This is a genomic window from Caldimonas manganoxidans ATCC BAA-369, assembly GCF_000381125.1.
GTDB lineage: Bacteria > Pseudomonadota > Gammaproteobacteria > Burkholderiales > Burkholderiaceae_C > Caldimonas > Caldimonas manganoxidans.
Map to the genome: position 1 here is coordinate 73,565 of NZ_KB905940.1, position 18,782 is coordinate 92,346.

Annotated in this window: 16 protein-coding genes; 10 read left to right on the plus strand and 6 right to left on the minus strand. The window is 65.1% G+C overall.

Annotation, left to right across the window (positions count from 1 at the left end):
- Positions 1-125 precede the first annotated feature (125 nt).
- The 5 genes from F615_RS0108620 to F615_RS0108640 all read left to right on the plus strand — a co-directional run bounded on the left by F615_RS0108620 (position 126) and on the right by F615_RS0108640 (position 3,839).
- Positions 126-1,610 carry a protein adenylyltransferase SelO gene (locus F615_RS0108620; protein WP_019560779.1) on the plus strand — a complete coding sequence of 495 codons (1,485 nt, stop codon included), beginning with the start codon at positions 126-128 and terminating at the stop codon, positions 1,608-1,610.
- On the plus strand, positions 1,607-2,011 hold the full coding sequence (gene msrB / locus F615_RS0108625; RefSeq protein ID WP_019560780.1) for a peptide-methionine (R)-S-oxide reductase MsrB: 405 nt from the start codon (positions 1,607-1,609) through the stop codon (positions 2,009-2,011). Before F615_RS0108620 ends, msrB begins: the two co-directional genes overlap by 4 nt.
- A gap of 21 nt (positions 2,012-2,032) precedes the next feature.
- Entirely contained in the window at positions 2,033-2,659 is a 627-nt protein-coding gene (locus F615_RS0108630) for a septation protein A (protein WP_019560781.1), read from the plus strand.
- Between the two features lies 1 nt (position 2,660).
- Complete coding sequence (locus F615_RS0108635) at positions 2,661-2,927, plus strand: BolA family protein (protein ID WP_019560782.1); 267 nt, start codon at positions 2,661-2,663, stop codon at positions 2,925-2,927.
- Positions 2,928-3,017: 90 nt separating this feature from the next.
- Positions 3,018-3,839, plus strand: a complete 822-nt coding sequence (locus F615_RS0108640) for a peptidylprolyl isomerase (protein ID WP_019560783.1) — start codon at positions 3,018-3,020, stop codon at positions 3,837-3,839.
- A 54-nt stretch (positions 3,840-3,893) separates the two neighbouring features.
- On the opposite strand, the gene F615_RS0108645 is transcribed toward F615_RS0108640, so the two are convergent.
- The gene (locus F615_RS0108645) at positions 3,894-4,607 is read right to left on the minus strand and encodes an acetyltransferase domain-containing protein (protein ID WP_019560784.1); all 714 of its coding nucleotides are present in this window, start codon (positions 4,605-4,607) and stop codon (positions 3,894-3,896) included.
- Positions 4,595-8,581, minus strand: coding sequence for a phosphoribosylformylglycinamidine synthase (gene purL, locus F615_RS0108650; RefSeq protein ID WP_019560785.1), 3,987 nt, complete (start codon positions 8,579-8,581; stop codon positions 4,595-4,597). Before purL ends, F615_RS0108645 begins: the two co-directional genes overlap by 13 nt.
- A gap of 137 nt (positions 8,582-8,718) precedes the next feature.
- Between purL and map the strand changes: the two genes are divergently transcribed.
- The 3 genes from map to F615_RS0108665 are packed head-to-tail and all read left to right on the plus strand — an operon-like array spanning position 8,719 to position 12,750.
- The gene (gene map, locus F615_RS0108655) at positions 8,719-9,528 is read left to right on the plus strand and encodes a type I methionyl aminopeptidase (protein WP_019560786.1); all 810 of its coding nucleotides are present in this window, start codon (positions 8,719-8,721) and stop codon (positions 9,526-9,528) included.
- 14 nt (positions 9,529-9,542) lie between these two features.
- Positions 9,543-12,173, plus strand: a complete 2,631-nt coding sequence (locus tag F615_RS0108660) for a [protein-PII] uridylyltransferase (protein WP_019560787.1) — start codon at positions 9,543-9,545, stop codon at positions 12,171-12,173.
- Entirely contained in the window at positions 12,157-12,750 is a 594-nt protein-coding gene (locus F615_RS0108665; protein ID WP_019560788.1) for a mechanosensitive ion channel family protein, read from the plus strand. Before F615_RS0108660 ends, F615_RS0108665 begins: the two co-directional genes overlap by 17 nt.
- Positions 12,751-12,764: 14 nt before the next feature.
- On the opposite strand, the gene rocD is transcribed toward F615_RS0108665, so the two are convergent.
- Positions 12,765-14,021: an ornithine--oxo-acid transaminase gene (rocD, locus tag F615_RS0108670; RefSeq protein WP_019560789.1), complete on the minus strand. Its 1,257-nt coding sequence runs from the start codon at positions 14,019-14,021 to the stop codon at positions 12,765-12,767.
- 109 nt (positions 14,022-14,130) lie between these two features.
- On the opposite strand from rocD, the gene F615_RS0108675 reads away from it, so the two are divergent.
- Positions 14,131-14,625: an Lrp/AsnC family transcriptional regulator gene (locus F615_RS0108675; protein WP_019560790.1), complete on the plus strand. Its 495-nt coding sequence runs from the start codon at positions 14,131-14,133 to the stop codon at positions 14,623-14,625.
- Positions 14,626-14,631: 6 nt separating this feature from the next.
- On the opposite strand, the gene def is transcribed toward F615_RS0108675, so the two are convergent.
- Positions 14,632-15,168: a peptide deformylase gene (gene def / locus F615_RS0108680; RefSeq protein ID WP_019560791.1), complete on the minus strand. Its 537-nt coding sequence runs from the start codon at positions 15,166-15,168 to the stop codon at positions 14,632-14,634.
- A gap of 1 nt (position 15,169) precedes the next feature.
- Positions 15,170-17,260, minus strand: coding sequence for an NAD-dependent DNA ligase LigA (gene ligA / locus F615_RS0108685; protein WP_019560792.1), 2,091 nt, complete (start codon positions 17,258-17,260; stop codon positions 15,170-15,172).
- Positions 17,261-17,341: 81 nt separating this feature from the next.
- Here ligA and F615_RS0108690 point away from each other — a divergent pair, with 81 nt between their 5' ends.
- The gene (locus F615_RS0108690; protein ID WP_019560793.1) at positions 17,342-18,544 is read left to right on the plus strand and encodes an FAD-dependent oxidoreductase; all 1,203 of its coding nucleotides are present in this window, start codon (positions 17,342-17,344) and stop codon (positions 18,542-18,544) included.
- Here the strand turns inward: F615_RS0108690 and F615_RS0108695 are convergent.
- Positions 18,505-18,782: integrase core domain-containing protein (locus F615_RS0108695; protein WP_019560794.1), on the minus strand; the 278-nt coding region annotated here is incomplete at its 5' end. The genes F615_RS0108690 and F615_RS0108695 overlap by 40 nt on opposite strands.

Here is an 18,782-nt window from a genome sequence, read left to right on the forward strand (position 1 = left end):
TTCGATGATAGGAATCGTGCTGCACTGCGGTGCCTGCGGTTTTCCCTGAGAAACCGTCGCCATCACGACAGCGGCGCATGGCCCTGGGGCCAACCCCGCCTTGAGCGGCTGGTTACACTGCCGGCATGGACGTTCCTCATGAGTCGGGCCTGCCCGCCGGCCTGCGCTGGATCAACCGCTACGCCACCTTGGACGAGGTCTTTTACACCCGTGTGCGGCCCCAAGGGCTGCCCGAGCCTCGTTGGGTGGCCACCAGCGACGCCGCAGCGCAGGCTTTGGGCTGGCCGACGGACTGGTGGGCCAGCACCGAGGCGCTGGCCGTCTTCAGCGGCCATGCGCTGTGGCCCGGCATGGACGCCTTGGCCACGGTCTATAGCGGCCATCAATTCGGCGTGTGGGCCGGCCAGCTCGGCGATGGGCGCGCCGTGTGGCTGGGCGAGGTGCTCACACCCCATGGCGGCATGGAAGTCCAGCTCAAAGGCAGCGGCAAAACCCCCTACTCTCGCATGGGTGATGGCCGCGCGGTGTTGCGCTCGTCGATACGAGAGTTTTTGTGTTCGGAAGCCATGCACGCGCTGGGGCTGCCCACCACGCGGGCGCTGTGCCTGGTGGCCTCACCGCTGCCCGTGCTGCGCGAAACCGTGGAGACCGCAGCGATCGTCACCCGCTTGGCCCCGAGCTTCGTACGATTTGGCCATTTCGAGCACTTCTGTCATCACGGCCAGCCTCAGGCGCTGCGCCGCCTGGCCGATTTCGTGATCGACCACCACCTGCCCGAATGCCGAGACCAGCCGCACCCCTATGCCGCCTTGCTCGAGACGGTGGTACGCCGCACGGCCGAGCTGGTGGCCCAGTGGCAGGCGGTGGGCTTTTGTCACGGCGTGCTCAACACGGACAACATGTCGATCCTGGGCCTGACGATCGATTACGGCCCCTTCGGCTTCCTGGATGCCTACGACCCCGCCCACATTTGTAATCATTCGGACACCCACGGCCGCTATAGCTATCACCGTCAGCCGCAAATCGCGCTATGGAATCTGCATGCGCTGGCGCAAGCCTTGATGCCGCTGATCGAAGACACCGATCTGGCCCTGGCGGCCTTGGAGACTTTTCGCAGTGTGTATCCGCAGGCCTGGATGCGGCTGATGCGCGCCAAGCTCGGCCTGCGCTCACAGGAAGAAGGCGATGCCGAGCTCATCGACGACTGGCTGAGCCTGCTGGCCCGCGACCGGGTGGACCATACCCTGGCCTGGCGCCGGCTGGGACGGTTTTCAGTGGACGCCACGGACGGGGCCGGGCCGGTGCGCGAACTCTTCATCGACCGCCAGGCCTTCGAGGCCTGGGCCAGCCGCTACCGGCAGCGGCTGTTGCGTGAATCCAGCCATGACGCTGAGCGGCGCGCAGCGATGGACCGGGTCAATCCGAAGTACATTTTGCGCAATCATCTGGCCGAGATCGCCATTCGCAAGGCCCAGGCCGGAGACGATGACGAGGTGCGGCGCCTGTTGCGCGTGCTGCAGCGTCCCTATGACGAGCAGCCCGAGCATGAGGCATATGCGGCCTTGCCTCCCGAATGGGCGCAAAGCATCGAGGTGTCTTGTTCATCATGAGCGACTACGAAATCCACAAGTCCGATGAGCAGTGGCGGGCCCAGCTCGACCCTCTGGCCTACCGCGTGACCCGCCATGCCGCTACCGAGCCGCCGTTTACTGGCCGCTATTGGCGGCACGATGCCGACGGCGTGTATCGCTGCATCTGTTGTCAAGCCGAGCTGTTCGATTCCAGCACCAAGTTCGATGCCGGCTGCGGCTGGCCGAGCTACTACCAGGCCATCGAGGATGGACGCATCGAGCGGGTGATGGACTACAGCCACGGCATGGTGCGTGTGGAGGTGCGCTGCCGGCGCTGCGGCGCCCATCTGGGCCATGTGTTCGACGACGGCCCACCCCCCACGGGCGAGCGCTACTGCATCAACTCCGCCGCCTTGGATTTTCTGCCTCGTCGAGGCTGAGCCCTCGGTGGCGACCGCCCCATGAAACTGTTGCTCGACTTTTTGCCGCTCATTCTGTTTTTCGGCAGCTACAAGCTGGCGCAATCGCAGCCCGAGCGGGCTGTCGACCTGGCCACGGCCTGGTTCGGCTCGCTGGGCGCGGGAACGGCGGTGGAGGCGCAAACCGCCCCCGTGTTGCTGGCCACGGCCGTCGTCATGGCGACCTCGGCGCTGCAGATCGGCCTCATGCTGGCGCAAGGGCGGCGTGTCGATGCGATGCTGTGGGTCAGCCTGGTGCTTGTGTTGGTATTGGGTGGGGCCACCTTGTGGTTCCACAACGACACCTTCATCAAGTGGAAACCCAGCGTGCTCTATTGGTTCATGGGGGCCAGCTTGTGGGTCAGCCACACTCTCTTTCGTCACAATTTATTGCGTGCGCTCATGGGTGGCCAGATCGAACTGCCCGCCTCGGTGTGGCAGCGCTTGAACTTCGCCTGGATTGCCTTCTTCGGCCTCATGGGCTTGCTCAACGTGTACGTGGCCTATAGTTTTCCCACGTCGGTCTGGGTGAATTTCAAGGTGTTTGGCGCGCTGGGTCTGATGCTGTTGTTTTTGATCGTGCAAGCGATCTACCTCAGCCGCTACCTCAAAAACGAAGAAGCCTCTTGAGATGCCTGTCAGTGCTCAACACATCGAGAACCGCCTGCGCGAAACCCTGGAGCCGCTGAGCCTGTCGGTCCAAGATGACAGCCATCTCCATGCGGGTCATGCCGGCGCCAGCCAAGGCCGGCATTTCAGCGTGCGCATCGTGAGCGCGCGATTTCACGGTTTGTCACGTGTGGCTCGGCATCGCCTCGTGTATGATGCCCTCGCCCCGTTGATCCCTCAGGGCATACACGCATTGGCGCTTCAAACCCATGCCCCTGGCGAGGTCTAAGGTCGGTTCCCGACGGTGATGATGCCGCTTGGGCCACGTGCTGAACTTGGCTGTGGTCCGCCCATTTCTTCCCAACACGAGGTTTCCTGCATGAAGAAGTCTGTTTTCGCCATCGGTGTGCTGAGCCTGGCTCTGGGCGCGGCGCTGCTGCCGGCCGAGGCGACGGCCCAAAACGTGGCCATCGTCAACGGCAAGGCCGTACCGAAGTCGCGTGTCGATGCGCTGCTCGAGCAAATCAAGCGCCAGGCCGATGCGTCGGGCCGCACCCTGCCCCCGAACTTCGAACGCCTGGTCAGCGACCAAGTCGTGCTCAATGAGATCTTCACGCAAGAAGCCGAACGCCGCGGTTTGGCCGCCACGCCCGAGTACCGTCGCCAAATGGAGCTGGTGCGCCAGAACGTGTTGATCCAAGCGCTGTTCCAAGACTTCGAGAAGAAAAACCCGGTCACGGATGCGGAAATCAAGGCCGAGTACGACAAGTTCAAAGCGCAAGCCGGCCAGGAAAAGGAATACCGTGCTCGGCATATCCTGGTGGACAAGGAAGAAGACGCCAAACGGCTGATCGCCCAGATCAAAGGGGGCGCAAGCTTCGAGGACTTGGCCAAGAAAAATTCCAAAGATACCGGTTCGGCGGTCAACGGCGGTGATCTCGACTGGGCCGAGGCCAACGTCTATGTGCCCGAGTTCTCGCAAGCCATGGTCAAGCTGAGCAAGGGCCAAGTCACCGACGCGCCAGTGAAGTCGCAGTTCGGCTACCACGTCATCAAGCTGGAGGATGTGCGAGACGTCCAGTTCCCACCGCTGGAGGAGGTCAAGCCGCAGATCCAGCAGCGCTTGCAGCAGCAAAAAATGATCGAGTTCCGCGACAGTCTGCGCAAGGCCGCCCGCACGGACTACAAGTTCGAGCAGTGAACCAGCGTCACAGCGACACACAGGGCGCCTGACAGGGCGCCCTGTTTCCTTGGCTCAGCGCCACAGCCACGCGACGGCCGCCAGCGCACCGATGAACAGCGGCTGGTGCAGCATGTAAAAGCTCAGGCTCCACCGTCCGAGCCAGGCCAAAGGCTTCAGGGCCTGCGGTGTGCTGCCGGCCAGCCAAGCGGGCCGATGCGCAAACACCCATTGCCCCATCGCCATCCCCCACCACATCACGCCCAGCCAAGGCAGCACGGGGACATAGTCTTCGGTGATCGGCTTGCGGGTGACGAGGCCCACCCAATTCATCCAACGTGCATCGAAAAACGGGTGCTGCACGAGCTGCGGCAACACGATGGCCACCCCGCCCAGCAGCCACAGCCATCGTCCCCAGCCTGCTGTGCAGCGGACGATGACGAGCATCACCGCAATGCCGTGCAACACACCGAAGTAGATGAAACTACGGGGGAACATCAGGTACGAACCGATGCTCACCAGCACGGCACAGCCGGCCACTTGAGCCCAACGTCGCCAAAAGCGCGGCCAGCCCTGCTCTTGCCGGCAGGCCACGGCCTGCCCCACACCGGCGCAGAACAGGAACAGCGACACGATGGCCGTGCGCTGGGTGGTCCAAAACGGGTCCTTGTAAAAATTCTCGTGAATGAAGCCGAAGAGGTTGAGGTCGTAGCAAAAGTGATAGGCCGCCATCCAGAGGATGGCCACGGCCCGCAGGACATCCAGTCGCTCGAACCTCAGCCCACCCATCGACGTGCGTTGCGGAACATGCGCATCCAGGGGCTGAACGCCGCCGGGTCGCCCGAGGTCCAGCTCATCTGGATGTTGCGGAACACCCGCTCCGGGTGCGGCATCATCACGGTAAAGCGCCCGTCGGCGGTGGTCACCGCGGTCAACCCGCCGGGGCTCCCATTGGGATTGGCCGGATAAGCCTCCGTAGGTCGGCCCTGGCTGTCGACGAAACGCATCGCGACGTGCACGGCCTTGGCGTCGCCGCGGCGGGAGAAATCGGCAAAGCCTTCCCCGTGGGCCACGGCGATGGGCAAGAGGCTGCCGGCCATGCCGGTAAAGAAAATCGACGGGCTGTCCAGCACCTCGACTTGGCTCAGACGCGCCTCGAACTGCTCGCTACGATTGCGCGTGAAGCGTGGCCAGGCCGCCGTGCCTGGGATGATCGACGACAGAGCCGCCATCATTTGGCAGCCGTTGCACACGCCCAAAGCAAAACTGTCGGATCGTTGGAAGAAGGCTGCGAACTGCTCGGCCAGCTGCGGGTTGAAGAGAATCGAGCGGGCCCAGCCCTCGCCGGCGCCCAGGGTGTCGCCATAGCTGAAGCCGCCGCAGGCCACCAGCCCCTGGAACTGGTCCAGTCGAGCGCGGCCGGCTTGCAAATCGCTCATGTGCACGTCGTAGGTGTCGAAGCCCGCCTGGTCCATGGCATAGCTCATCTCGACATGCGAGTTGACACCCTGCTCGCGCAAGATGGCCACTTTGGGCCGCGTGAGGTTCAGGAAGGGGGCGGCCACGTCCTCGGACGGATCGAAGCTCGGCTTGACCTGCAGCCCGGCATCGGCCGGATCGCCCACTGCATCGTGCTCGGCCTGCGCGCAAGCCGGGTTGTCGCGCAACATCGCGATGCGCCAGCTCACCTCGTCCCACACTTGGTGCAGCTCTCGCAGCCCGGCGGAAAACACGGCCTTGGCATCGCGCCAGACCTCCACGGTGCCGCGGTCATTGGGCTTGCCGATGACATGGCTGTGGCGTGACAGGCCATGGCGACGCAACACGGCCATGGCATCGTCGCGCCGTGCCGTGGGCACCTGCAGCACCACGCCGAGTTCTTCGTTGAAAAGCGCGCGCAGCGTCAGCTCGTTGCGGCGTTCGCTGACCTGCTGGGTCCAATTCTTGGAATCGCCATACTCGGCCCGGCTGTCGGCGATGCCGTCGCTTTCGGTCACCAACAGATCCACGTTCAGGCTCACCCCGCGGCGGCCGGCGAACGCCATTTCGCACACGGTGGCCCACAGCCCCCCGTCGCTGCGGTCATGGTAAGCCAGCAGCCAACCCAGGGCGCGCAGCTCGTTGACGGCCGCCACCAAGGATTTGAGCAGGGCCGGATCGTTCAAGTCGGGCACCTCGCCACCGAACGCCCCCAAGGTCTGCGCGAGGATGGAGCCGCCCAGCCGCTGGCGGCCTTGCCCCAGATCGACCAGCAGCAAGGTCGTGTCGCCGTCTTTCAACTGGGGCGTGAGGGTGCCGCGCACGTCATCGAGCGTGACGAAGGCCGACACGATCAGTGACACCGGTGCGGTGACTTGTTTGTCCACCTCGCCGTCGCGCCAGCGTGTGCGCATCGACAGCGAATCCTTGCCCACCGGCACGCTGATCCCCAGGGCCGGGCACAGCTCCATGCCCACGGCCTTGACGGTGTCGTACAAAGCGGCGTCTTCGCCAGGTTCGCCACAAGCAGCCATCCAATTGCATGACAGCTTGACTCGCGCCAACTCGATCGGGGCGGCCAACAGGTTGGTGATCGCCTCGGCCACGGCCATGCGCCCCGAGGCGGGAGCATCCACCGCGGCCAGCGGGGTGCGCTCACCCATGCTCATGGCCTCGCCGCGAAAACCCGTGTAGTCGGCCAAGGTGACCGCGCAGTCGGCCACTGGCACCTGCCAGGGGCCCACCATTTGGTCGCGATGGCTGAGCCCCCCGACCGTGCGGTCGCCGATGGTGATCAGGAAGCGCTTGCTGGCCACGGTGGGATGGCGCAGCACGTCGAAAGCCGCTTGCCGCAGGCTCACACCGGTGAGATCCAGGGGGGACGAGCGCCGCACCACGCGCTGCACGTCACGATGCATGCGTGGCGGCTTGCCCAGCAGCACCTCCATGGGCATGTCGATGGCCCGTTGACCGCCAGGTCCGTCCTCGAGCACCAAGGTTTTGTCACTGGTGGCCACGCCCACGACGGCAAACGGGCAGCGCTCCCGCGCGCACATCGCCTCGAACAAGGGCAGGCCCGCCGGATCCACCGCCAAGACATAGCGCTCCTGGCTCTCGTTGCACCAGATTTCCTTCGGAGCCAGACCGCTTTCCTCCAGCGGCACCTTGCGCAGATCGAAGGTGGCCCCCAAGCCGGCGCCGTCCACCAGTTCGGGAAACGCGTTGGACAGCCCGCCGGCGCCCACGTCGTGGATGGCCAGGATGGGGTTCTTCTCGCCCAGACCGAGGCAGTGGTTGATGACCTCCTGCGCGCGGCGTTGGATCTCGGGGTTGCCGCGCTGCACCGAGTCGAAGTCGAGTTCGGCCGCATTCACTCCGGCGGCCATCGAGCTGGCCGCTCCCCCGCCCATGCCGATCCGCATGCCCGGGCCGCCCAGCTGGATCAGCAGCGTGCCTTCGCCAAACGGCAGTTTGTGCGTCAGACCTTCGCGGATGCGTCCGAGCCCCCCGGCAATCATGATGGGTTTGTGATAGCCGCGGCGCACGCCATCGACCTCTTGCTCATAGACGCGGAAGTAGCCCCCCAGGTTGGGACGCCCGAACTCGTTGTTGAAGGCCGCACCGCCCAGCGGACCGTCGATCATGATCTGTAGGGCGCTGGCGATGTGGGCCGGCTTGCCGTAGGGCTCGCGTTCCCAGGGCTCGTCCGTGCCGGGCAAGTGCAAATTGGACACGGAAAATCCCGTCAGCCCTGCCTTGGGCTGGGCCCCTCGGCCAGTGGCCCCTTCGTCGCGGATTTCTCCGCCAGCGCCGGTAGCGGCGCCCGGAAACGGCGAAATGGCCGTGGGATGGTTGTGCGTTTCCACCTTCATCAGCACATGGGCCACTTCGTCGTGGGCAGCATAGCGCGGGGCGTTGGTATAGCCCTGCGGCCGCCAAGCCCGCACCGGGCCGCCTTCCATCACGGCGGCATTGTCGGCATAGGCCACCACGGTGTGCTGAGGCGCGCGCTGGTGGGTGTTGCGAATCATCGCGAACATCGAGCGCTCCTGGGGCTCGCCGTCGATCGTGAAGTTCGCATTGAAGATCTTGTGGCGGCAGTGCTCGCTGTTGGCCTGGGCGAACATCATCAGCTCGACGTCGCTCGGGTTGCGCTGCAGACGGCCGAAGGCATCGACCAGGTAGTCGATCTCGTCCTCCGACAAGGCCAGGCCGAAATCCCGGTTGGCGGCTTCCAGCGCGGCGCGTCCCTGGCCCAGCACATCCACACACTCCATGGGCTTGCCAGGCTGCGGGTCGAACAGATGGACGCAGGCCTCGCGCTCGAAGGCCACGCTTTCGGTCATGCGGTCGTGCAGTTCGGCGGCCAAGGCCTGCAAGGTGGCGTCCTCCAGCGGCTTTGCCCCCCGCAACAGCCCGCCTTTGAGCTGCAGGCGATACTCCGTCACGCGCTCGATGCGTTTGACCGCCAGGCCACAGTTGTGGGCGATGTCCGTGGCTTTGGAAGCCCAGGGCGACACCGTGCCCAAGCGGGGCATCACCACCACGAGCGCACCATCGTCGGCAGCGGTGTAGGGCTCGCCGTAATCGAGCAAGGCCGCCAGCTTGTGTTGCGCCTGCGGCGTCAACGGGCCGTCACACCATACCCAGTGCACATGGCGGGCGCTCAGGCCCACGATTTGTGGAGCGATGGCCTGCAGGCGCGGCAGCAGCGCTTGGGCCCGAAAGGCAGACAGGGCATTGCCGCCCTCGAAGTGCAGGAGGTGTTTGGCTGAAGCAATCACGTGGGGAACTCGTGCGCAGTGGAGCGGCCGCCCGGCCTGGCATTTCCCGGCCTTGCATGCGGCGAAGGAAACCGGACGTAAAAGCGGGATTTTACCGGGGTGATGGGTTCACAGCCGTGGCCTGAGATAATCCAGGCATGAGCATCACCATCAAGACGCCCGAAGATCTCGAAGGCATGCGTGTGGCCGGCCGCCTGGCCTCGGAGGTGTTGGACTACCTCACGCCGTATGTCAAGCCCGGCGTCACCACGGCCCATCTGGACAAACTCGCGCTGGACTACATCGAGAACGTCCAGGGAGCGACTTCGGCGACGGTGGGCTATCAGCCCCCCGGCTATCCACCCTTCCCGGCGGCGATCTGCACCTCGGTGAATCATCAGGTCTGTCACGGCATTCCGAACGACCGGCCGTTGAAGAACGGGGACATCCTCAACATCGATGTGACCGTCATCAAAGATGGCTGGCATGGCGACACCAGCCGCATGTTCATCGTGGGCGAGGGATCGATCGCCGCGCGGCGCCTGTGCCAGATCACTTATGAAGCCATGTGGCGTGGCATCGCCAAGGTCAAACCGGGGGCCCGGCTGGGCGACATCGGCCATGCGATCCAAACCTTCGTCGAGAACGCGGGCTATTCGGTGGTGCGCGAGTTCTGTGGCCATGGCATCGGTCGCAAGTTCCATGAAGAGCCCCAGGTGCTGCATTACGGCCGCCCCGGTACGCTGGAAGAACTCGTGCCGGGCATGGTCTTCACGATCGAGCCCATGGTCAACGCCGGGCGACGCGAGATCCGCGAGATGCCCGACGGCTGGACCATCGTGACGCGCGATCGCTCGCTATCGGCCCAATGGGAGCACACGGTGGCGGTCACGGAGACCGGCTACGAGATCCTCACACTGTCGGCCGGCTACCCGCCGCTGCCCGATTTCATCCGAACGACCACCTGAGACGGAGAGCCCGCATGGCCGTTGGAAGCACCGCGGCGCAGGCCACGCCGGTCCAGGATAGTGCGGCCCGACTGGCACAGCTGCGCGCGCAGTTCCGGCAAGGCAAGCAAGCCTTGTTGCAGGCATTTCGGGAGGCTCGCCCCACTGCCGCGGCGGCCACTCGGTTGGTACGCGATCTCTGCCGCCATGTGGATCAGGCCTTGGTCGGCCTGTGGAAGCAGGCCGATCTCCCCGCTGGGGCGGCCTTGGTCGCCGTGGGGGGGTACGGGCGCGGCGAGCTCTACCCCTACTCCGACGTGGACGTGCTGGTGCTGTTGCCCGACGAAACGGAGTCGGGCCTCCAGGACGACGCCGCCAGAAAGGCCGGCATCGAGGGCTTCATCACGGCCTGCTGGGACATTGGCCTGGAGATCGGCTCCAGCGTGCGCAGCGTCCAAGACTGCCTGGACGAGGCCGCGCGCGACGTGACCGTGCAGACGGCCTTGCTCGAGTCGCGCTTGCTGTGCGGCTCGCGCCGTCTGTACCAACGCTTTTGCAAGGCCTTCGATGCACGCCTCGATGCGCGCGCCTTCCTACGCGCCAAGACGCTGGAGATGCGGCAGCGCCATCAAAAGTACGAAGACACGCCCTACTCTCTGGAGCCCAACTGCAAGGAAAGCCCCGGCGGCTTGCGCGATCTGCAAGTGATCATGTGGGTGGCCAAGGCCGCCGGTCTGGGCCGGACTTGGTCGGCCCTGGCCGCCCGCGGGCTCATGACCCCCTTCGAGCTCAAGCAAGTGCAGCGCAACGAGGCGTTACTGCGTCTGATTCGCGCCCGGCTGCACGTGGTGGCCGGGCGACGCGAGGATCGCTTGGTCTTCGACTTGCAGACCGCGGTGGCCGAAAGCTTTGGCTACCAGCCGACCAAGGCCCGGCGCGCCTCCGAAGCGTTGATGCACCGCTACTACTGGGCAGCCAAGGCGGTGGCTCAGCTCAATTTGATCCTGATGCTCAACATCGAAGAGCGCATCCTGGGCTCGCAACACACGCCCATGCGCGCCATCGACGAGCAGTTTCTGGACCGCGACGGCCTGCTCGAGGTGGCCAGCGACGACCTCTATGAGCGTGATCGCCACGCCATCTTGCGTACCTTCCTGGTCTACCAGCAAACCCCGGGCATCAAGGGCTTGTCGGCGCGCACCTTGCGCGCGCTGTACAACGCCCGTGGGCTGATGGATGCGGAATTCCGCCGCGACCCGGTCAACCGTGCCACGTTCATGCAGATCCTGCAGCAGCCACTGGGCCAGACCCATGTGCTGCGGCTGATGAACCAGACGTCGGTGCTGGGGCGCTACCTCTGGGTGTTTCGGCGCATCGTCGGTCGTATGCAGCACGACCTGTTCCACGTCTACACCGTGGATCAGCACATCCTGATGGTGTTGCGCAACGTGCGGCGATTCTTCATCCCCGAGCATGCGCACGAGTATCCGTTTTGCTCCCAGCTGGCCTCGCAGTTCGACCGGCCTTATGTGCTGTATGTGGCCGCCCTGTTCCACGACGTGGCCAAGGGCCGCGGTGGGGACCACTCCGACCTGGGGGCCATCGAGGTGCGGCGTTTCTGCCGCGATCATGGCGTGCCGAAGGAGGATGCGCGCCTCATCGAATTCTTGGTGCAGCACCACTTGACGATGTCGCGTGTCGCCCAGAAGGAGGACCTCAGCGACCCGGAGGTGGTGGCCGGATTTGCCCGGCTCGTCCAGACCGAACGCCGCCTCACTGCGCTGTACCTGCTGACCGTGGCCGACATCCGTGGCACCAGCCCGAAGGTGTGGAACGGCTGGAAAGGCAAGCTGCTCGAAGACCTGTATCGCCTCACCTTGCGCGCCCTGGGCGGGGCGCAACCCAATCTGGCCGCCGAGATCGAAACACGCAAGCAAGAAGCGCTGCAAATGCTGGCGCTGTATTCGATGCTGCCCGGCGTGCAAGAACCGCTGTGGCAGACCCTGGAGCTGAGCTATTTCGCGCGGCATGAAGCGGCCGACATCGCGTGGCATGCCCGCGCCTTGTGGCGCCACGTGGATGCCGGCTACGCCGTGGTCAAGGCACGGCCTTCGGCGGCTGGTGACGGACTGCAAGTGGTCGTGTATGCCCCCGACCAAGATGATTTGTTTGCGCGCATTTGCGGCTACTTCGACAGCGCCGGTTTCAACATCCTGGATGCGCGCATCCACACCACACGCACCGGCTACGCGTTGGACACCTTCCAGGTCATCACCACCAACCTCGACCTGCACCACCGCGACCTGATCTCGCTGGTCGAAAGCCAGTTGCTGCAAGCCCTCAGCCGCGACGGACCGCTGCCCGAACCCAGCCGAGGGCGTCTGTCGCGGCGGGTCAAGTCGTTTCCGGTGCAGCCGCGCGTGTCGTTGCGTCCGGATGAGCGTGCTCAGCGCTGGTTGCTCACGGTCTCGGCCAGCGACCGCTCGGGTTTGCTGTATTCCATCGCCCGGGTGTTGGCCAAATACCGCATCAATGTGCAGCTGGCCAAGATCACCACGCTGGGCGAACGGGTCGAAGACACGTTCCTGATCGACGGACCGGCCTTGCAGCAATCCAAGGTGCAACTCGCGATGGAATCGGATCTGCTCGATGCGCTGGCTGACTGAGCTGAAGACACATCTGCCCGCCTGGATGCTGGAGTGGCTGGATATCATCATTCCAGCCACCCAGGTGCTTCTGATCCTGTTGGCCGCCTACCTGCTGCGCGCCGCGCTGCGTCTGGCCATCAAGCGGGTCTGTGCGCACTACCAGTTGCCTGCCGAAGTGCACATGGGCGCGCGGCGTGTGCTGGGCTTCCTCGTCTATGCCGCAGCCATCCTGTTGATCCTGGAGCGACTGGGGGTCTCGGGCAGCGTGCTGTGGTCGGCCTTCACCGGCTTTGCGGCCGTGGCCGCCGTGGCGTTCTTCGCCGCATGGAGCGTGCTGTCGAACATTTTCTGCACGATTCTGATCTTCAGCACTCGGCTGTTTCGTCTGCACGATCACATCGAAGTCCTGGAAAGCGGCGACAAGCCCGGTCTGAAGGGGGTGGTGATCGACATCAACGTCGTCTACACCACGCTGCTGGAAGATCAGGGCACCAAGCTGCAAGTGCCCAACAACTTGTTCTTCCAACGCATGGTGCGACGGGGACGGCCGCCCGCCGGGCCCGAAGGCACGACCTCGGATGATTTCGGCGATTGAGCGGCGCGGGGCCCTCAAGCGGCTTGGCGATCGGGCTGCAGCCGCAAGGCTTGCGTGGCTGCCAGCGCGCGGCCGAAGGCGGCCACGGCTTCGTCCAGTTGGGCCGCAGTGATCGTCAGCGGCGGCGCGAAACGCACCACGGTGTCGTGCGTGTCCTTGCTCAGCACGCCTTCGCGCATCAAGGCTTCACACACGAGACGGGCATGCGCGAATTCCCGGTCGATTTCCACGCCGACCAGCAACCCTTTGCCCCGCACCTCGCGGATGGCCGGATGGCGCAGCGTCCGCAGTCCTTGCATCAGGCGCTCGCCCAGATGCGCGGCGCGCTCGCACAGCCCTTCGCGCTCGAGCAGCTCCAACGCGGCCAGACCCACCGTCGCGGCCAGCGGATTGCCGCCGAAGGTGCTGCCATGGTCGCCAGGGCGGAACACCCCCATCACTTCTTCTCGCGCGCAGAAGGCCGACACGGGCAACAACCCACCGCCTAGAGCCTTGCCCAGTGTGAGACCATCGGGCACCACGCCCTCGTGCTGGCAGGCCAACACACGCCCGGTGCGCCCCAGGCCGGTTTGCACTTCGTCACAGATCAACAGCACGCGATGCCGGGTGCACAGTTCGCGCGCGGCGCGCAAATAGCCCGGCGGCGGCACGATGATCCCGGCTTCGCCCTGGATGGGTTCGACCAGAAAGGCCACGGTGTTGGGCGTGATGGCCCGCTCCAGGGCCGCGATGTCGCCATACGGCACCGACGCGAAGCCCGGCGCGAAAGGGCCAAAGCCGTCGCGGTATTGCGGTTCACTGGAGAAGCCCACGATCGTGGTCGTGCGTCCTGCAAAGTTGCCCTCGGCCACCAGGATACGGGCCTGTCCTTCAGGCACGCCCTTGACCTTGTAGCCCCATTTGCGCGCGGCCTTGATCGCCGTCTCGACGGCCTCCGCGCCAGTGTTCATCGGCAACGCACGGTCCATGCCCGTGTCGCGGCACAAGCGGGCCAAGAAGGGGCCGAGGCGATCGGTGTGGAAAGCGCGGGAGGTGACGGCCAGCCGAGCGGCTTGCTCGGTCAGCGCCTGCACCAGCACCGGATGGCTGTGGCCGAAACTGACGGCCGAGTAGGCCGACATCATGTCCAGATAACGCCGCCCGCGGTCATCCCAAAGGTAGACCCCCTGCCCACGCACCAGGGTGACCGGCAGTGGGTGGTAGTTGCGTGCACCGAAACGCTCTTCGAGTTCGCGCGGGCTGGCGGTGAGGTCGGCTTGACGCAAGGACATGTCTGTCTCCACGGAATCATTGGTGATATGCCTCACTCTAGGCGTGGCAAGAGGAAATTTGATTTCCATTTGTTGTAGAAAATGACAAAATCTCGCAACAATATTTCATATGCCAGCGCACACCATGCCAGCCCCTCCTGCCCACGACCTGGACGCCATCGACCGAAGGGTGCTGGAGGTGCTACAGACCGACGGCCGCATCAGCAACGTCGATTTGGCCTCGCGGGTGCATTTGTCGGCGCCGCAGTGTCTACGCCGCGTGCGCTCGCTCGAGGAACGTGGCGTGATCCGTGGCTATGCGGCGCAGGTCGATCGCCAGGCGCTGGGGCTGACGGTGATGGCGTTCGTCGGCTTGACCATCGACCGCGAACAGTTCACCCGCGTGCGCGAGCTGGAAAAGGTGTTTCAAGATTTTCCCGAGGTCATCGAGTGTCACTCGGTCTCGGGAGATCACGATTACTTGCTCAAAGTGGTGGCCCCCGATCTGCGCACGCTGTCGCAGTTTCTCACCGACCGCTTGATGCAAGTCCCTGGGGTGGACAATGTGCGCTCCACCATCTGCCTGGAAGAAATCAAGCCGCCATCGGCGCTGCCAGTGGGCTGATCGGGGTCAGTCGTCGGTGGTCGCATCCAGCCCGGGAAACAGCACCGACGTGAAGCCGAAGCGGGTGAAGTCGCGCACTCGCATGGGGTAGAGCTTGCCGATCAGGTGATCGCATTCATGCTGCACCACCCGGGCGTGGAAGCCCTCGGCCTCGCGCTCGATGCGTCGCCCCTGCACATCGAAACCGCTATAGCGAATGCGGGCAAAGCGCGGCACCACACCGCGCAGGCCGGGCACGGACAGGCATCCTTCCCAGCCCTCCTCTTCCTCATCGGTCAGCGGTTCGATGTGCGGATTGATCAGCACCGTCTCGGGCACTGGCGGCGCCTCGGGGTAGCGATCATTGCGGGTGAATCCGAAGATCACCACCGCCAGGTCCACCCCGATTTGAGGGGCGGCCAAACCGGCGCCGTGGGCCGCACGCATGGTGTCGAAAAGATCCTGCACCAAGGCATGCAACTGCGGCGTGTCGAACTCACGCACAGGGCGTGCCACCCGCAACAAGCGAGGGTCGCCCATCTTCAGAATCTCGCGCACAGCCATCTCACACGTCTCCTTGGGACAGCAGGGCCTTCAGGCCCGCTTCGTCCAGCACCGGCACGCCCAGCTCCTGGGCCTTGGCCAGCTTGCTGCCGGCTTCCGATCCGGCCACCACGTAGTGGGTTTTCTTGCTCACCGAGCCGGCCACCTTGCCCCCTGCGGCTTCGATCAGCGCCTTGGCCTCGTCTCGGCTCATCGTGGGCAAGGTGCCGGTCAGTACCAAGGTTTTGCCCAACAGAGGGCGCCAAGCCTCGCTGGAAGCCCCTTGGACTTCGGGCCAATGCACCCCGGCATCACGCAACTGCTGGACCACCTCGCGATTGTGCGGCTGCTGAAAGAAGGTGTGTATGCTCTGAGCCACCACGGGGCCGACGTCGTTGACCTCCAGCAGCTCTTCCACGCGCGCCTCCATGATGCGCTCCAGACTGCCGAAGTGGCGCGCCAGATCTTTGGCCGTGGCCTCGCCGACATGGCGGATGCCCAGTGCGAACAAAAAGCGCGGCAGCGTGGTCTGCTTGGATTTTTCCAGTGCCTGCACCAGGTTGCGTGCGCTTTTGTCGCCCATGCGCTCCAGCGCGGCGAGCCGGTCCACGTCCAAGGCGTATAGATCCGGCAAGGTACGGATGAGGCCACCGTCGACCAGTTGATCGACGAGTTTTTCGCCCAGGCCCTCGATGTCCATGGCCCGGCGCTGGGCAAAGTGCAGCAGCGCTTGCTTGCGTTGGGCTGCGCAGTACAAGCCGCCACTGCAGCGCCAGTCCACCTCGCCCGGCTCGCGGACGATCGCACTGCCACACACCGGGCAGCGACCATCCAGCCGCCGGTACAGATCGAACGCCTCGCCCACATCGGGCGGCCGGCGCTCTTTGACCACGGCCACGACTTCGGGGATCACGTCGCCGGCCCGTCGCACGATCACCGTGTCGCCGACGCGCACATCCTTGCGGCGGGTTTCGTCTTCATTGTGCAGCGTGGCATTGGTGACGGTGACGCCGCCCACGAACACCGGTGCGAGTTTGGCCACCGGCGTGAGCTTGCCAGTGCGTCCCACTTGGATGTCGATGTCGAGCACCGTGGTCATTTGTTCCTGCGCGGGGTACTTGTGCGCGACGGCCCAGCGCGGCTCCCGTGTGACGTAACCAAGCTGGCGCTGCAGATCCAGGCGGTTCACCTTGTAGACCACGCCGTCGATGTCGAACGGCAGTTGGTCGCGCTTGAGGGCGATGCGCCGATGGAACTCGATCAAGCCCTGCGCGCCGTACACCACGCTGCGTTCCTCGCACACCGGCAGCCCAAAATCCACGAAAGCATCGAGCACCCCCGACTGCGTATCCGGTTGCTGCGGCCACCCCAGCACCTCGCCCCAGCCATAGGCAAAAAAGCGCAGCGGCCGCTGCGCGGCAATCGCTGGATCGAGCTGACGCACGGCGCCTGCGGCGGCATTGCGCGGGTTGACGAAGGTCTTCTCACCGCGCTCACGCTGGCGCGCATTGAGGCGCTCGAAGTCGTCCCGGCGCATATAGACCTCGCCGCGCACTTCCAACACCTCTGGGGGCGAGCCGCGCAGTCGCAAAGGAATTTGTCGGATCGTGCGGATGTTCTGTGTCACGTCTTCACCGACCTCGCCGTCGCCCCGGGTGGCCGCGCGCACCAGCACGCCATGCTCGTAGCGCAAGCTGATGGCCAGGCCGTCGAATTTCAGCTCGGCCTGGTATTCGAGGGGAGGATCGGCCTCGGTGAGCTTGAGTTCACGACGTACACGGGCATCGAAGTTGGCCGCGCCGGTGGGCTCGGTGTCGGTCTCGGTGCGGATGGACAACATGGGCACGGCATGCCGCACGGGCTCGAAGGCTTCGAGCGCCCGCCCCAGCACCCGCTGCGTCGGCGAGTCGGGTGTCAGCAACTCGGGATGCGCGGCCTCCAGGGCCTGGAGTTCTTGGAACATCCGGTCGTACTCGGCATCGGGGATCTCGGGGGCATCGAGCACGTAATACAGATGGGCATGGTGATGCAGTTGCTCTCGCAACCATGCGGCACGCTGCGCCGCCTCGGTCTTGGAGGCCGCATCCGGGTCGAACAGAGAAGACTGGCTCATGGCCCGGCATTGTCCCGCAGGGCGTACACGCTGACCACAGGGGCGTTAAGCTGAGGTCATCGTCACCGGGGGGCCTCCACCATGTCCGAATCCTTCGATTTCGATCTGCTCACCTTGGGTGCCGGCTCGGCCGGCGTGGCAGCTTCGCGTCGCGCCGCCGCGCATGGCGCCAAAGTCGGCATCGTGGAGGCCTCTCGCGTGGGCGGCACCTGTGTGATCCGCGGCTGCGTTCCGAAAAAGCTGCTGATGTATGCCGCCCAGTATGGCGATGCTTTGCGCGAAGCGGCCGAGTACGGCTGGGACCTGGCCGGGGCGGCCCCCCGCTTCGAGATGGCCCGCTGGGCCGCTCGCAAAGCCGCCGAGATCGATCGCTTGGAAGGGGCGTACCGCCAGTGGCTCGCCCACGCCGGCGTGACCCTCATCGAGGGACGGGCCCAGGTGGTGGGCCCCCACACAGTGCAGGTAGGCCCCCGCACGCTACGCGCGCGCCGGCTGCTGATTGCCACCGGGGCCACCCCGGTGCGCGACAGCATCCCAGGCATTGCCGCCTGCCCCACGTCGGATGAACTGCTGGATCTGCATGAACTTCCCAGCGATGCCACCGTGATCGGCGCCGGATACATCGCGCTGGAGTTCGCCAGCATCCTGGCCCGGCTGGGAGTGCGGGTGCGCCTGGTGCATCGGGCGGACTTGCCGCTACGCGGCTTCGACCAAGACCTGCGGCAACGCGTGGCCACCGCCTTGGACCAGGCAGGCATCGAGCGCTTGGCAGGCCAAGGCGTGAAGGCCGTGCATGGCGAGCCAGGCCGCTGGGTGGTGGAGCTGGCCGATGGTCGCCGTCTGGCTGCGCGCTACGTGCTCAATGCAACGGGCCGACGGCCCAATACGGCGGGATTGGGGCTGGAGACGCTGGGCATCGTGCTGCGCGCCAACGGCGCGGTCCCGGTCGATGAACGGCTGCAAACCTCGGCCACCGAGGTCTATGCCATCGGCGATGTGACCGACCGCCTCAACCTCACCCCCGTGGCCATCGCCCAGGGGCGCGCGCTGGCCGACGCGCTGTTTGGCCCCACGCACCGCTTTCCCGATTTGAGCATGGTGGCCACGGCTGTGTTCACCTTGCCGCCAGTGGGCACGATCGGTCTGACCGAAGACGCGATGCGCCAACGACGCCGGCCCTACCGGGTCTACGAGGCCGACTTCCGGCCGATGCGCCATGCCTTCTTTGGAGGTGCCGAGCGCTGCTACATGTCGAATCCCGGACGATCATATGGTCGCTTGTGAAACATATGCGGATGTGTGCGATGCCAGTCCTTCATGGCTTGCATGGGTGTGCGGGCGTTGAGTGCGGCCTGAGGCAGATGGTGGTTGTACAGCCAAGCGTAGCGCAACAGGGTGCGCTGCAAATCCTCGCCACTGACGAAGTGGTGGCTTTTGAGCACTTCTGCGATTCGGCCGTTGAAGCGCTCCACCATCCCGTTGGTTTGAGGCCGACGCACCCGGGTGAGCCGATGCTCGATGC

Bases quoted from the DNA above. Each gene is read 5' to 3' on its own strand.
- F615_RS0108620 (WP_019560779.1), top strand. From the start codon at position 126: ATGGACGTTCCTCATGAGTCGGGCCTGCCCGCCGGCCTGCGCTGGATC.
- msrB (WP_019560780.1), top strand. From the start codon at position 1,607: ATGAGCGACTACGAAATCCACAAGTCCGATGAGCAGTGGCGGGCCCAG.
- F615_RS0108630 (WP_019560781.1), top strand. From the start codon at position 2,033: ATGAAACTGTTGCTCGACTTTTTGCCGCTCATTCTGTTTTTCGGCAGC.
- F615_RS0108635 (WP_019560782.1), top strand. From the start codon at position 2,661: ATGCCTGTCAGTGCTCAACACATCGAGAACCGCCTGCGCGAAACCCTG.
- F615_RS0108640 (WP_019560783.1), top strand. From the start codon at position 3,018: ATGAAGAAGTCTGTTTTCGCCATCGGTGTGCTGAGCCTGGCTCTGGGC.
- F615_RS0108645 (WP_019560784.1), bottom strand. From the start codon at position 4,607: ATGGGTGGGCTGAGGTTCGAGCGACTGGATGTCCTGCGGGCCGTGGCC.
- map (WP_019560786.1), top strand. From the start codon at position 8,719: ATGAGCATCACCATCAAGACGCCCGAAGATCTCGAAGGCATGCGTGTG.
- F615_RS0108660 (WP_019560787.1), top strand. From the start codon at position 9,543: ATGGCCGTTGGAAGCACCGCGGCGCAGGCCACGCCGGTCCAGGATAGT.
- F615_RS0108665 (WP_019560788.1), top strand. From the start codon at position 12,157: ATGCGCTGGCTGACTGAGCTGAAGACACATCTGCCCGCCTGGATGCTG.
- rocD (WP_019560789.1), bottom strand. From the start codon at position 14,021: ATGTCCTTGCGTCAAGCCGACCTCACCGCCAGCCCGCGCGAACTCGAA.
- F615_RS0108675 (WP_019560790.1), top strand. From the start codon at position 14,131: ATGCCAGCGCACACCATGCCAGCCCCTCCTGCCCACGACCTGGACGCC.
- def (WP_019560791.1), bottom strand. From the start codon at position 15,168: ATGGCTGTGCGCGAGATTCTGAAGATGGGCGACCCTCGCTTGTTGCGG.
- ligA (WP_019560792.1), bottom strand. From the start codon at position 17,260: ATGAGCCAGTCTTCTCTGTTCGACCCGGATGCGGCCTCCAAGACCGAG.
- F615_RS0108690 (WP_019560793.1), top strand. From the start codon at position 17,342: ATGTCCGAATCCTTCGATTTCGATCTGCTCACCTTGGGTGCCGGCTCG.